General features: G+C 66.3%; 12 protein-coding genes. 9 read left to right on the forward strand and 3 right to left on the reverse strand.

Annotation, left to right across the window (positions count from 1 at the left end; genetic code table 11):
• Window positions 1-136 precede the first annotated feature (136 nt).
• Window positions 137-1018 carry a protease HtpX gene (htpX, locus tag A7W11_RS17465; RefSeq protein ID WP_066415894.1) on the forward strand — a complete coding sequence of 294 codons (882 nt, stop codon included), beginning with the start codon at window positions 137-139 and terminating at the stop codon, window positions 1016-1018.
• A gap of 138 nt (window positions 1019-1156) precedes the next feature.
• Here htpX and A7W11_RS17470 read toward each other — a convergent pair whose 3' ends face one another.
• Together A7W11_RS17470 and A7W11_RS17475 are read right to left on the reverse strand one after the other, a co-directional pair.
• Window positions 1157-2146: a quinone oxidoreductase family protein gene (locus tag A7W11_RS17470; RefSeq protein ID WP_066415900.1), complete on the reverse strand. Its 990-nt coding sequence runs from the start codon at window positions 2144-2146 to the stop codon at window positions 1157-1159.
• A gap of 83 nt (window positions 2147-2229) precedes the next feature.
• The gene (locus A7W11_RS17475; RefSeq protein ID WP_066415907.1) at window positions 2230-3189 is read right to left on the reverse strand and encodes a DMT family transporter; all 960 of its coding nucleotides are present in this window, start codon (window positions 3187-3189) and stop codon (window positions 2230-2232) included.
• 134 nt (window positions 3190-3323) lie between these two features.
• On the opposite strand from A7W11_RS17475, the gene A7W11_RS17480 reads away from it, so the two are divergent.
• The 6 genes from A7W11_RS17480 to A7W11_RS17505 all read left to right on the forward strand — a co-directional run bounded on the left by A7W11_RS17480 (window position 3324) and on the right by A7W11_RS17505 (window position 10067).
• The gene (locus tag A7W11_RS17480) at window positions 3324-4184 is read left to right on the forward strand and encodes a DMT family transporter (protein WP_066415910.1); all 861 of its coding nucleotides are present in this window, start codon (window positions 3324-3326) and stop codon (window positions 4182-4184) included.
• 74 nt (window positions 4185-4258) lie between these two features.
• Entirely contained in the window at window positions 4259-4747 is a 489-nt protein-coding gene (locus A7W11_RS17485; protein WP_066416234.1) for a MarR family winged helix-turn-helix transcriptional regulator, read from the forward strand.
• Between the two features lie 114 nt (window positions 4748-4861).
• The gene (locus tag A7W11_RS17490; RefSeq protein WP_066415914.1) at window positions 4862-6298 is read left to right on the forward strand and encodes an efflux transporter outer membrane subunit; all 1437 of its coding nucleotides are present in this window, start codon (window positions 4862-4864) and stop codon (window positions 6296-6298) included.
• A 25-nt stretch (window positions 6299-6323) separates the two neighbouring features.
• Window positions 6324-7511: an HlyD family secretion protein gene (locus A7W11_RS17495; RefSeq protein WP_066415916.1), complete on the forward strand. Its 1188-nt coding sequence runs from the start codon at window positions 6324-6326 to the stop codon at window positions 7509-7511.
• A gap of 13 nt (window positions 7512-7524) precedes the next feature.
• Complete coding sequence (locus A7W11_RS17500; RefSeq protein WP_082887314.1) at window positions 7525-9150, forward strand: DHA2 family efflux MFS transporter permease subunit; 1626 nt, start codon at window positions 7525-7527, stop codon at window positions 9148-9150.
• 149 nt (window positions 9151-9299) lie between these two features.
• Entirely contained in the window at window positions 9300-10067 is a 768-nt protein-coding gene (locus tag A7W11_RS17505) for a class II aldolase/adducin family protein (RefSeq protein WP_066415923.1), read from the forward strand.
• 43 nt (window positions 10068-10110) lie between these two features.
• On the opposite strand, the gene A7W11_RS17510 is transcribed toward A7W11_RS17505, so the two are convergent.
• On the reverse strand, window positions 10111-11085 hold the full coding sequence (locus tag A7W11_RS17510; RefSeq protein ID WP_156523133.1) for a LysR family transcriptional regulator: 975 nt from the start codon (window positions 11083-11085) through the stop codon (window positions 10111-10113).
• Window positions 11086-11313: 228 nt separating this feature from the next.
• Here A7W11_RS17510 and A7W11_RS17515 point away from each other — a divergent pair, with 228 nt between their 5' ends.
• Window positions 11314-11571: a hypothetical protein gene (locus tag A7W11_RS17515; protein WP_066415925.1), complete on the forward strand. Its 258-nt coding sequence runs from the start codon at window positions 11314-11316 to the stop codon at window positions 11569-11571.
• A 53-nt stretch (window positions 11572-11624) separates the two neighbouring features.
• Window positions 11625-13199, forward strand: a complete 1575-nt coding sequence (locus A7W11_RS17520; protein WP_066416245.1) for an ABC transporter substrate-binding protein — start codon at window positions 11625-11627, stop codon at window positions 13197-13199.
• Window positions 13200-13201 lie beyond the last annotated feature (2 nt).

The raw sequence follows: 13201 nt of genomic DNA on the forward strand, positions 1-13201 counted from the left end.
GAATATTGAAATAAGGGAAAGCGATACTATACTCCCCCTCGAAAGGCCAGCCTCCAGCAGCCCGGTTCCGCGGGGAACCCGGCGCCGGACAGGCCGTCCAACCGGGTCACTCCGCTCGCAGAGGAATACAAGAAACATGAAGCGCATTTTCCTGTTCATCATCACCAACCTCGCGGTCATGGTCGTGCTGTCGGCCACGCTGCGTATCCTGGGGGTGGATCGTTACATCACCGCCCAGGGCCTGAACGTCCAGGCGCTGCTGATCTTCTCGGTGGTGGTCGGTTTCACGGGTGCGATCATCTCGCTGCTGATCAGCAAACCCGTGGCCAAGTGGAGCACCGGGGCACGGGTCATCGACCCCAACGCCCCCGCCAGCCACCGCGAAGCCTGGCTGGTGGAAACCGTGCACCAGTTGGCCGACCGCGCCGGCATCGGCCGCCCCGAAGTCGCCATCTACGAAGGCGAGCCCAATGCGTTCGCCACCGGCGCCTTCAAGAACGACTCGCTGGTCGCCGTGTCCACCGGACTGCTGGAGAGCATGACCGAAGAGGAAGTGGCGGCGGTGCTGGGCCACGAGGTCGCGCACATCGCCAACGGCGACATGGTCACGCTCACGCTGATCCAGGGCGTGGTGAACACGTTCGTGGTGTTCCTGGCGCGCGTGGTGGGCTACTTCATCGACAAGGCGATTTTCAAGAATGAACGCGGCGTGGGCCCCGGCTACTACATCACGGTGCTGGTCTGTGAAATCATCTTCGGCATCCTGGCCTCGATCATCGTGGCCTGGTTCTCGCGCCAGCGCGAATACCGCGCCGATGCCGGCTCGGCCCACCTGATGGGCTCGCGCGAGCCGATGATCCGCGCCCTGGCCCGCCTGGGCGGCCTGGAGCCGGGCGACCTGCCCAAGTCGTTCCAGGCTTCGGGCATCACCGCCAAGGGCGGCATCGCCGCGCTGTTCGCCTCGCACCCGCCCATCCAGAACCGCATCGCGGCGCTGCAACAGAACCGCGTGGGCTGATCGCCCTGCCCGTGATGGCTGCCTGGGCGGCCGTCACCGCCAGCAAGAAAACCGGGCCGGACTGCACCCTGCAGTCCGGCCCGATTTTTTGTGCCCCGCGCCCGGCGACGACCGCCGCCGGACGGGGATGCACCGGGATCAACCCAGCGTCAGCACCGTGGCGCCCGTGGTCTTGCGGCCTTCCAGCGCGGTCTGCGCCTGGCCGGCCTGCTCCAGCGTGTAGCGCTGGTCGATGCGGACCTCGATCTTCTTCCTGGTCACCAGGCCGAACATCTCGTCGGCGGCGGCCTTCAGCTTTTCCGGGGTGTTGACGTGCAGGCCCAGCGAGGGGCGCGTCAGGTACAGGCAGCCCTTCTGGTTCAGTTGGCCCACGTTCACGCCCGTGACCGGACCCGAGGCATTGCCGAAGCTGACCATCAGGCCGCGCGGCTCCAGGCAGTCCAGCGAGGTTTCCCAGGTGTCCTTGCCCACGCCGTCGTACACCACCGGGACTTTCTTGCCCTGGGTCAGTTCCAACACGCGCTCGGCGACGTTCTCGTGCGAGTAGTCGATGGTTTCCCAGGCGCCGTTGGCGCGCGCCAGCTCGGCCTTCTCGGGGCTGGACACCGTGCCGATCAGCTTCACGCCCAGGGCGCGGGCCCATTGGCAGGCGATCAGGCCCACGCCGCCCGCGGCCGCGTGGAACAGGATGGTTTCGCCGCCTTGCAGGCGATAGGTCTGGCGGAACAGGTATTGCACCGTCAGGCCCTTGAGCATCAGCGCGGCGGCGTCTTCGAAATCGACGCCGCGCGGCAGCTTGACGACCTGCGCGGCCGGCACGTTGCGCGCTTCGGCGTAGGCGCCCAGCGGGCTCTGGCCGTAGGCCACGCGATCGCCCACCTTCAGGTGGCCGACTTCGGCGCCGATGGCCTCGACCACGCCGGCCGCCTCGAATCCCAGGCCGTGCGGCAGCGGATGCGGATACAGGCCGGTGCGGTAGTAGATGTCGATGAAGTTCAGGCCGATGGCATGCTGGCGGATGGTGACTTCGTTGGGCGCGGGCGCGGGCACCTCGACCTCGGCGACCTTCAGGACTTCCGGTCCGCCGTGCTGTTCGATTCGGACTGCCTTGACGAGCTTGCTGGCCATGCCGGCCTCCTTTCTTTTATTACGGATGCAATGAACGAAACCCAGGGCCCGCGACAGGGGCCAAGGGAAGAAATGACGAAGACCTATCCCGCCCGCTTGCCGCGGCCCGACAGCACGAACACGCCGCCCAGCACCAGCGCCGTGCCGGCCAGTTGCCAGAGCGTGATCGGCTCATCCAGGAACCAGGCCGCCAGAAACAGCACCGACACCGGCCCCAACATGCCCAGCAGCGCCGCCGTGGGAGCGCCGATGAGCGCCACGCCCCACATCAGCATGAATACGGGCAGCACCGTGTTGAAGGTAGCGTGGATCAGCGAATAACCGTACACGCCGGCGGGCTGGGTGAACAGCAGCGACAGCGGATGCACCACGGCGAACTGCACCAGGCAGGCCACGCACGACACCGTCATCGCATAGGCCACCAGACGGGTGGCGCCGACGCGCTTGACGATCTCGCCCGAGCAGATCAGGTAAACAGCATAGCTGAGGGCGGACAGGAAAACGAAGAAAGACCCTGTCACGACATCGGAGCCGGCGTTCTGGCCCAGGTCGTGCGCGAACACCAGCACCACGCCCAGATACGACAGGCCCATCGCGATCCACTGCCGCGACAGCACCGGCCGCTTGAACCAGGCGGCCGACAGCAGCACCACCATCGACGGCGACAGGAACAGGATCAGGCGTTCGAGACCCGCCGAGACGTAGCGCAGCCCGATGAAGTCCATGAAGCTGGAGAAGTAATAGCCCAGCAGGCCGAGCAGGCAGATCTTCAGGCGCTCGCGCACGGTCAGCAGCGGCAATTCGCCGCGCACGGCGCGGCGCGACTGCCACCAGGCGATGGCGGCGAAGAACGGCAGCGCGAACAGCATGCGGAACGCGATCAGCGTGACCGCGTCGATGCCGTAGCGGTAGGTGAGCTTGACGACGATGGCCTTGGCCGCGAACAGGATCGCGCCCAGCGAGGCCAACAGAAAGCCCACCAGCCTTTGCTCGGAGGAAGAGCGGGGAAAGCGGGTGGGCACAGACTCGGCGGAAGGATTCATGCGATCATTTTATAGTTTGCCCGCGCCCGCCCGCGCGCCATGCGCAGGTTTTTCAGCGGGACGCGCCACGCTGCCGGCGGGATGCCGCCGCGAACACGACTCGAACAATACGCCCATCCGGCAGATCCCGTCACATGACTTCCCACCGCTCCGCCCTGATCCAGATCCACTTCGCCGCCGTGCTGTTCGGCCTGACCGGCGTATTTGGCGAGCTCATCCATGCCAGCGCCAGCGTCATCACGCTGGGCCGCGCGCTGTTCGCCGTGGCAGCGCTGATCTTCTTCGCGCGGCTGCAGCGCCGCAAGCTGCTCAGCCCGCTGACGCCCGCGCAAATGACCGGGCTGATCCTGGCCGGCCTGCTGCTGGCGGCGCACTGGGTCACGTTCTTCATCTCGGTCAAGGTGGGCGGCATCGCCATCGCCACGCTGGGCTTCGCCAGTTTTCCGGCCTTCATCACGCTGCTGGAAGGCCTGGTGTTCCGCGAGAAGGTGCGCCTGGCCGAATGGATCGTGTTGGGGCTGGTCACCGCCGGCCTGGTGCTGGTCACCCCCTCGTTCGACCTGGCCGACCAGGGCACCGTCGGACTGGCCTGGGGCCTCTTGTCCGGCCTGGCCTTCGCCTTGCTGGCGCTGATGAACCGCCGCTCGGCCGCCGGCATCGACGCCATGCAGGTGGCCTGCTGCCAGAACATCGTGGTCGCGCTGGCCCTGCTGCCCGCCGCCGCGTCGCAACTGCCCGCGGTCGCCGCCGTGGACTGGATGTGGCTGGCGCTGCTGGGCGTGTTCTGCACGGGCCTGTCGCACTATCTGTTCGTCTCCAGCCTGACGCGCCTGAATGCGCGCAGCGCCGGCCTGGTGATCGCGCTGGAACCCGTCTATGCCATCGCCTTCGCCTGGGTGCTGTTCAACCAGCAGCCCACCGTGCGCATGGTGGCGGGCGGCGTGCTGATCGTGGCCGCCATCGTCTGGTCGGGGTTGCGCAAGCCGGCGCATTGAAGACGCGATTCACGATACTGTCACGATCTTCTGCATTGACAGTAGCTGCCTAGTCAGATAAATTGGCGGCCATCATGACCGCATCCCGATCTTCCTCCGACGGCGTCCAGCATTACCGCAGCGACAGCCAGAACCTCAGCGACGACAACACCGGCTTTCTCATCAAGCAGGTGTTCTTCTCGATGAATCGCATGCTCGACCAGGAAATGGCGCCGCTGGAGCTGACCGCCATGCAGTGGCGGCCCATCGCCCTGCTGTGCAAGGGCCGCGCCGACACCCCGGCCGAACTGGCCCGCCTCAATGGCGTGGACACCGGCGCCATGACCCGCACGCTCGACCGCCTGGAAGCCAAGGGCCTGGTGCGCCGCAACCGCAGCCTCGAAGACCGGCGCGTCATCCGCATCGAGCTTACCGAAAGCGGCAAGGAAAAAGGCCGCCAGATCCCGCATTACATCGCCAAGGTGCTCAATCACCACCTGCGCGGGTTCTCGCCCGAAGAGGTCAACCAGATGCGCCACCTGCTGCGCCGCATGCTGGCCAACGGCTCGGACGACGGTCTCTGACAGCAGGCGGACAACCCTGCCGCGGGTACGGGCACCAAGGCTGCCCGTTTTTTCCGGACATATAATTGCCTAGGCAATTACAGATCAGTCAAATAATTTCAGCTTTTCGTCAGAATGAAACGCCTCCTCCTCACGACCCTGGTGCTTGCGCTCAGCGGGTGCGCATTGATGGATCCGGCCGCGCCGCCGGCCCCCGAAATCGACGGCGCCCGGCTGGGCCTGGTCCGGCAGGACGTCGCCTGGCCCGACGCCCAATGGTGGCGCCGCTACGGCGACACGCAGCTCGATCAGCTGGTCGATGAAGCCCTGGCCGGCAACCCGTCGCTGACCGCCGCCCAGGCGCGCCTGGCCCAGGCCAACGCCGCCGTGGCCCGGTCCCGCGCGCCCCTGCTGCCGCGCGTGGACGGCAACTACTCGCTGACGCGCGAGCACATGCCCAAGAACTACATCTATCCCGCTCCGCTGGGCGGATCGGTGGCCAGCGACAACCGCCTGGCGCTGGACTTCACCTGGGAACTGGATTTCTGGGGCAAGAACCGCGCCCTGCTTGCGTCCGCCGTGTCGCAGCGCGACGCCGCCTCGGCCGATGCCCAGGCCGCGCGCAACCTGCTGTCGCGGTCGGTGGTGCGCAGCTACCTGAACCTGCAGAACGGCTTCGCGCAGCGCCAGGTGCTGGAACGCACCGTGAAGCAGCGCGCCGACGTGCTGGACCTGACCCGCGGCCGCGTCGGCGCGGGGCTGGACACCCAGGTCGAGGTGAAGCAGGCCGAATCCTCGCTGGCGGCGGCCAAGGTGGAACTGACGCAGGAAGAGACCACCATTGCCCAACTGCGCAACCAGATCGCCGCGCTGGCCGCGGCCGGTCCGTCGCGCGGGCAGTCCGTGCAGCCCGTGACGCTGACGGCGCCCTCGGGCGTGGTGCCGGCCTCGGTGCCGCTGGACCTGCTGGGCCATCGCCCCGACGTGGTCGCCGCGCGCTGGCGCGCCGAAGCGGCGCGCAGCCAGATCGACGCGGCGAAAGCGCAGTTCTATCCCAACGTCAATCTGGTGGCCTTTGCCGGCTTCCAGGCCCTGGGCACGAACCAGTTGCTGGACGCGGGCTCGCGCACCGCCGGCATCGGCCCGGCCGTCACGCTGCCGATCTTCCATGGCGGCGAATTGAACGCCAACCTGGCGGGCCGGCGCGCCGACGCCGACGTGGCCGTGGCCGACTACAACCAGACGGTGCTGGACGCCGTACGGCAGACCGCCGATGCCCTGGACGCCCTGCGCCTGATCGACCGCGAGAAGCAGGAGCAGCGGCAGGCCCGCGAAGCCATCGAATCGGCCTACGACATCGCGGTGCAACGCTACAAGGCCGGCATGGGCAACTACCTGTCCGTGCTCACCGCCCAGACCTCCGTGCTGACGCAAGCCCGCCTGGACACCGACCTGCAGGCGCGGGCCTACCAGCTCGACGCCGACCTGGCCTATGCGCTGGGCGGCGGCTACCGCCCCGACCAGGCTGAGACGGCCCAGGCCCAGAGGGCCCAAGCCGACGCCATCCATTGATATCGAACGACACGACTACGACGTCATGACTACCGCCACCCCCAATCCCAAGCGCAAGCGCCTGCTGCTGATCGCCGCCGGCGTGTTCATCCTGCTGGCCATCGCCTACGCCGTCTGGTGGGCGATGTTCGGCTCCCACTACGAAAGCACCGACGACGCCTACGTGCACGGCAATCTGGTGCAGATCACCCCGCAAGTGGCCGGCACCGTGGTCGCCATCGAGGCCGACGACACCGACACCGTGAAGGCCGGCCAGCCGGTCGTGCGCATCGACCCGGCCGACACCGACGTGGCGCTGCAGCAGGCCGAGGCGCAACTGGCGCAGACCGTGCGCCAGACCCGCACGCGCTACGTGCAGAACGACTCCCTGGCGGCCAACGTCGAGGTGCGCCAGGCTGACATCGAGCGCGCCCAGGCCGAACTGAACCGCGCGCAGAGCGACCTGAAGCGCCGCCAGGAACTGGCCCGCTCCGGCGGCGTCAGCGGCGAGGAAATCCTGCATGCGCAGACCACGCTGAAGTCGGCCCAGTCGGGTCTGGCGCAAGCCCGCGCCGCGCTGTCCGCCGCGCAGGCCGAACTGACCACCAACCAGGCGCTCACGCAGGGCACCGACGTGGCGCGCCACCCCGACGTGCTGCATGCCGCCGCCGCGGTGCGCCGCGCCTGGCTGGACAAGTCGCGCACGGTGCTGCCCGCGCCGGTCGACGGCATGGTCGCGCGCCGCAGCGTGCAGGTGGGCCAGCGCGTGGCCCCCGGCTCGGTGCTGATGAACGTGGTGCCGCTGGACCAGTTGTGGATCGAAGCCAACTTCAAGGAAGGCCAGTTGCGCAAAATGCGCATCGGCCAGCCCGCCACGCTGACGGCCGACCTGTACGGCGACGCCGTCACATACCACGGCAAGATCGTGGGCCTGGACGCCGGCACCGGCAGCGCCTTCGCCCTGCTGCCCGCGCAGAACGCCACCGGCAACTGGATCAAGGTCGTGCAGCGCGTGCCCGTTCGCATCGCGCTCGATCCCGCCGAACTGAAGCAGCACCCGCTGCGCGTGGGCCTGTCGATGAACGTCGAGGTCGACATCGCCGACCAGGAACATGGCCAGGCCCTGACCGCCGCCGCGCGCACCGAACCCGCCTGGTCGACGCGCGCCTTCGAGCCCACGCATGACGACGCCGACCGGCAGATCGCCCGGATCATCCAGGCCAACCTCCAGTAATCCAGGCCCTGCCATGAGCGACGATACCCAGGCGACCGCCCCCGCGGCGGCGCCCAAACCCGCGGGGGCACCGCCGGCCCCGCGAACGTTCCCGCCGCTGGAAGGCGCCACGCGCATCCTGGGGTCGGTGGCGCTGTCCACGGCGGTGTTCATGAACGTGCTGGACACCTCCATCGCCAACGTGTCCATTCCCACCATCTCGGGCGACCTGGGCGTCAGCTCCAGCCAGGGCACATGGGTGATCACCTCGTTCGCGGTGGCCAACGCCATCACGGTGCCGCTGACGGGCTGGCTGACGCAGCGCTTCGGCCAGGTGCGCCTGTTCCTGGCCTCCACGCTGCTGTTCGTGCTGGCCTCGTGGCTGTGCGGCTTCGCGCCGTCCCTGGAAGCCCTGATCCTGTTCCGCGTGCTGCAAGGCGCGGTGGCGGGCCCGATGATCCCGCTGTCGCAGACGCTGATGCTGGCCAGTTTTCCCAAGGAAAAGGCCGGCATGGCCCTGGCCATCTGGGGCATGACCACGCTGGTGGCGCCGGTGGCCGGGCCGCTGCTGGGCGGATGGATCTCGGACAACTACACCTGGCCCTGGATCTTCTACATCAACGTGCCGGTGGGCCTGTTGGCCGCGTGGATCAGTTGGTCCATCTACAAGGACCGCGAATCCGTCACCCACAAGCTGCCCATCGACAAGGTCGGCCTGGCGCTGCTGGTGGTGTGGGTCGGCGCCATGCAGATCATGCTGGACAAGGGCAAGGAACTGGACTGGTTCGCCAGCGGCACCATCCAGATCCTGGCCCTGATCACCGTCGTGGCCTTCGTGTTCTTTTTGATCTGGGAGCTGACCGACAAGCATCCCATCGTGGACCTGCGACTGTTCAAGGTGCGCAACTTCACAGTGGGGTCCATCACGCTGGCCGTGGCCTACGGCGTGTTCTTCGGCAACGTGGTGCTGCTGCCGCTGTGGCTGCAGAGCAATATGGGCTATACGGCCACCTATGCCGGCCTGGTGACGGCGCCGGTGGGCATCCTGGCCATCGTGCTGACGCCCATCGTGGGCAAGCTGCTGGCCACGCGCGACCCGCGCCAGATCGTGACCGTGTCGTTCATCATTTTCGCCACGGTGTTCTTCATGCGTTCCGGCTTCAACACCGACGTGGACGTGCGCGGGCTGATGATTCCCACCATCATCCAGGGCGCGGCCATGGCGGCGTTCTTCGTGCCGTTGACGTCCATCACGCTGTCGGGCCTGGAGCCGTGGCGCATTCCGGCCGCCTCGGGGCTGTCGAACTTCCTGCGCCTGACCCTGGGCGCCTTCGGCACCTCGATCGCCACCACGCTGTGGGAAAACCGCACCACGATGCACCACGCGCAACTGACCGAAGTGGCCAAGCCCGGCGAACAGGCCTTCGACCACTTCATGAACACTTTCCAGCAGACGCTGGGCGCGACCCGCGAACAGGCGCTGGTGATGATCGACCGGCTGATCAACACGCAGGCGGCCACGCTGTCGGCCACCGACGTGTTCCATGCCTCGGCCATCATCTTCCTGTTCCTGACGGTGCTGGTGTGGTTCGCCAAGCCCAAGCCGAACAAGGGCGGCAAAGATGGCGGCGCGGCAGAGGCCGCGGCGGGCGCGCACTGATACGGTGCTCATGATGGTGCGCGGGATCCGTACGGCGCACCATCATCGAGTATTCGCGGCGGTAATAGACAGTATTAGCACAAAGACATTGACCGCCAGGCCGCAACGACCGAACACTAGCCTCCTTTGATCGCATACAAAGAGAGGCCATGAGTTCCCCACCCGCCGACATGGACTGCACGCCCGAGGAATGGGCCGTCCGCACCGATCTCGCCGCGCTGTACCGGCTGGTCGCCCATTTCCGCATGACGGACATGATCGACACGCACATCTCGGCGCGCCTGCCGACAGACGAGCCCACGTTCCTGATCAACCGCTACGGCATCCTTTTTCACGAGATGCGCGCGTCCGACCTGGTCAAGATCGATCATCTGGGCAACGTCATCGACCCGCGCGCCCAAACCGAACCGCAGCGCTTTCGCGTCAATGCGGCGGGTTTCACGATCCACTCGGCCATCCATCTGGCGCGCCACGACCTGCACTATGTGGTGCATACGCATACGGCGGCCGGCATCGCGGTATCGGCGCAGCGCGACGGCCTGCTGCCCATCAGCCAGCATGCGCTCAAGTTCTACGGCAAGCTGGGTTACCACGACTACGAAGGCGTCGCACTGGACCTGGCCGAACGCGACCGCCTGGTGCACGACCTGGGGCCGCACAAGGCCATGATCCTTCGCAATCATGGCCTGCTGGCCGGTGGCGCCACGGCGGCCGAGGCCTTTCACGAGATCTACTTCCTTGAACGGGCTTGTCAGGCGCAGGTGCAAGCCATGGCCGGCGGCGCCGCACTGATCTTTCCTCCCGAGCAGGTGCGCACCCGTGTCGCCGGGCAGTTCGCGCGCGACGAGTCGGAAGAGATCCGCAATACCGCATGGCTTGCGGCGCTGCGCCTGATCGACGACAGCTATCTCGGATGAACCGAATGGCGCGACCGCACGGCGCGGCGGCCCGCGATGCCGCTCACGCGCCGCCGCGCCGCACCACCAGTCCCGTCAGCAAGTCCTGCTTCTCGATGAAGCCGTGCAGCGCAGCCATGAATTCGCTCTCGGCCACGCTCAGCTTGCGGTTGCGAGACCACAGCAGATGCACATCCACGTCGGCCACGCCCTGGTCGGGCGGCAGCCGCTGAAAGCGTCCGCTGCGCACGTCGTCATACACGGTATGCTCGGGCAGACAACCGATGCCGAAGCCTGCATAGATCAGGCGCTTGATCTCCGTCATGCTCGATGACGAGCCGATCACCCTGCCCGTGAATCCCATCTCGTCGCGAAAGATCGCCAGGGGCGACAGATGTCCGCCCACCCTGTCGCTGTTGAAGGACACCAGCGGATAGCTGGTGATGTCCGCGATGCGCAGGTCATCGCGGCCGAACAGCGGATGGTGCTGCCCACAAAACAATGCATAGCGCTGACGCAGGAAGATGCGCGCATCGATGCTGGCCGGCAGCGTGCGGCGAGGCGTCAGCCCCAGCGTGATGGCCTTCTGCTGCAGGCCATTCACGACGTCGGCGCTGCGCATGACCTGCACCTCGAATTCGATGCGCGGATAAGTGCGATGGAATTCGGACAGGAATCCGTCATAGGCCGGGTAGTCGATGCCGCTGGCCGCTCCGATGCGGATCGTGCCCGAGATGTCGGTATCGCGATCCACGTCGGCCAGGGCCAGGCGGGAAACCGTGCCGTAGATTTCCTCAGCGATCTTCTGCACCTCGATGCCGGCCTGCGTGACCTCGATGCGCGGACCATGGCGGTCGACCAAGCGCATGCCCAGCCGGTCTTCGAGCCGGCGCAGGGCCTGGCTGACCGCGGGCTGCGTCAGATGCAGATGCATGGCGGCGCGGCTGACGCTGCGCTCGCGCGCGATGGCCAGGAAAGTTCTCAGCAGGTTCCAGTCCAGGCGGTCGTTCAGGTAGGTATCGGGCTGGTCGTCGCCCATCTCGGATTTCATGGCTCGCGCGCGGGAATTCCATGCCGGCTGCACGGTTTTGTGCATGTTGCTCGCCTATATGCACACCGGTCAAGCATAAATGCTGCTAATACTTCGAATTGAAAAAGCGAATTTTACGAACGCCGCCGATGCGGTGACACTTCAGTGACCGCCCGGCCACAGGCCGTGCGCATAACGCGACGGGAACCCGTCCAAGACACTTTGCAAGGGGAAATCTTGCAGCCTGATACGCAACGCATCACTGATGCGGTCGATGCGCTGGAGCCCTATATGCTCCAGGCGCTGGCCTGCACGGCGACCATCAACGCCAAACACTTCCGCCACGCAGGGGGGCCCGTGACCTGCCATGGCCCTGAAGCCCGCAACATCCGCGACATCGACGAAGCCGTTTCCCTTGCCAGCATGAAGCGCGTGACGGTCGCCATGGCGCAACTCATGGTCGATTGGTGCGGCGTCGAGCCCGCCACGCACTGACCCGCGGGCAGATCTGCCCATCCACCCTCGTTGTCCCCAGCCGGAGATTGATCGTGAAGTTCAAGCAAATCCTGAAACTGTCGGCCGGCGCACTGGTCCTGTCGGCCCTTCTGCCCCTGAACGCCGTGCAGGCGCAAACCCGCGGCGGCACCCTCAACATGATCGTGCAGCCCGAGCCGCCCATCCTGGTGCCGGCGCTGAACCAGCAAGGCCCCACGCAGTTCGTCGCCGGCAAGATCTACGAGAGCCTGCTGACCTACAGCTTCGATCTGAAACCGCAGCCCGGCCTGGCCAAGTCGTGGGAGGCCGCCCCCGATGGGCTGAGCTACACCTTCCATCTGCAGGACGGCGTGAAGTGGCACGACGGGCAGCCGTTCACCGCGGACGACGTGGTGTTCTCGCTGACCGAAATGCTGCCCAAGACGCACGCCCGCGCCAAGGTCATCCTGGGCAACTTCATCGACAAGGTCGAGAAGAGTGGCGACCTCACCGTCAAGATCACCCTGAAATCGCCCTTCCCGGCCTTCATGCTGATGTTCGAGCCGGGCTTCGCGCCGATGATGCCCAAGCACATCTATGCCGGCACCGACTATGCCAACAACCCGGCCAACCAGAAGCCCGTCGGCACGGGCCCCTTCATGTTCAAGGAATGGAAGCGCGGCCAGTACATCAAACTTGAGCGCAACCCGAACTACTGGAAGTCCGGCAAGCCCTACCTGGATGAACTGGTGTTCAACGTGATTCCGGACTCGGCATCGCGCGCCGTGGCCTATGAGCGCGGCAGCGTGGACGTGCTGCGCGGCGGCGACGTGGACAACGTCGACATCAAGCGCCTGCGCGCCGTGCCGGGCACGGAGTTCAGCACACAGGGCTGGGAGATGTTCTCGCCGCAGGCCTATCTGATCTTCAACCAGCGCAAGCCGCCCTTCGACAACCTGAAGGTGCGCCAGGCGGTGATGCACGCGATCAACCGCAAGATGATCGCGGACAACATCTTCTTCGGCCTGGGCCGGCCGTCGACCAGCCCCTTCGTGGCCAGCGAGATGTTCTTCGACAAGAGCATCCCCGCCACGCCGTTCGACATGAAGCAGGCGCGCGCACTGATCAAGGAATCCGGCATCAAGCCCGAGGACTACACCATCCGCCAGTTGAGCTTCCCGTACGGCTCGACCTGGGACCGGCTGGGCGAATACACCAAGCAGGCGCTGACGCAGTTGGGCTTCAAGGTGAACACCGAGTCCACGGACGCCGGCGGCTGGGCATCGCGAACCGGCAACTGGGACTTCGACATCACCACCAACTTCACGTACCAGTACGGCGATCCCGCGCTGGGCGTTCAGCGCCTGTACATCTCGTCGAACATCGTCAAGGGATCGCCCTTCGCCAACGTGCAAGGCTACAACAACCCCGCGACGGACAAGCTGTGGACAGCGGCCGCGGCCGAGTCCGATCCCGCCAAGCGCCAGCAGATGTACAGCGAGCTGCAGAAGGTGCTGGTCGACGAAGTGGCCAATGGCTACCTGCTCGATCTCGAGTTCCCGACGCTGTACCGCGGCAAGGTGAAAAACCTCGTCAAGACGGCCATTGGCCTGAACGAGTCGTTCGACGACGTCTACATCGAGAAATAAGC

Origin of the sequence: Bordetella ansorpii, assembly GCF_900078315.1 — a bacterium.
GTDB lineage: Bacteria > Pseudomonadota > Gammaproteobacteria > Burkholderiales > Burkholderiaceae_B > Bordetella > Bordetella ansorpii.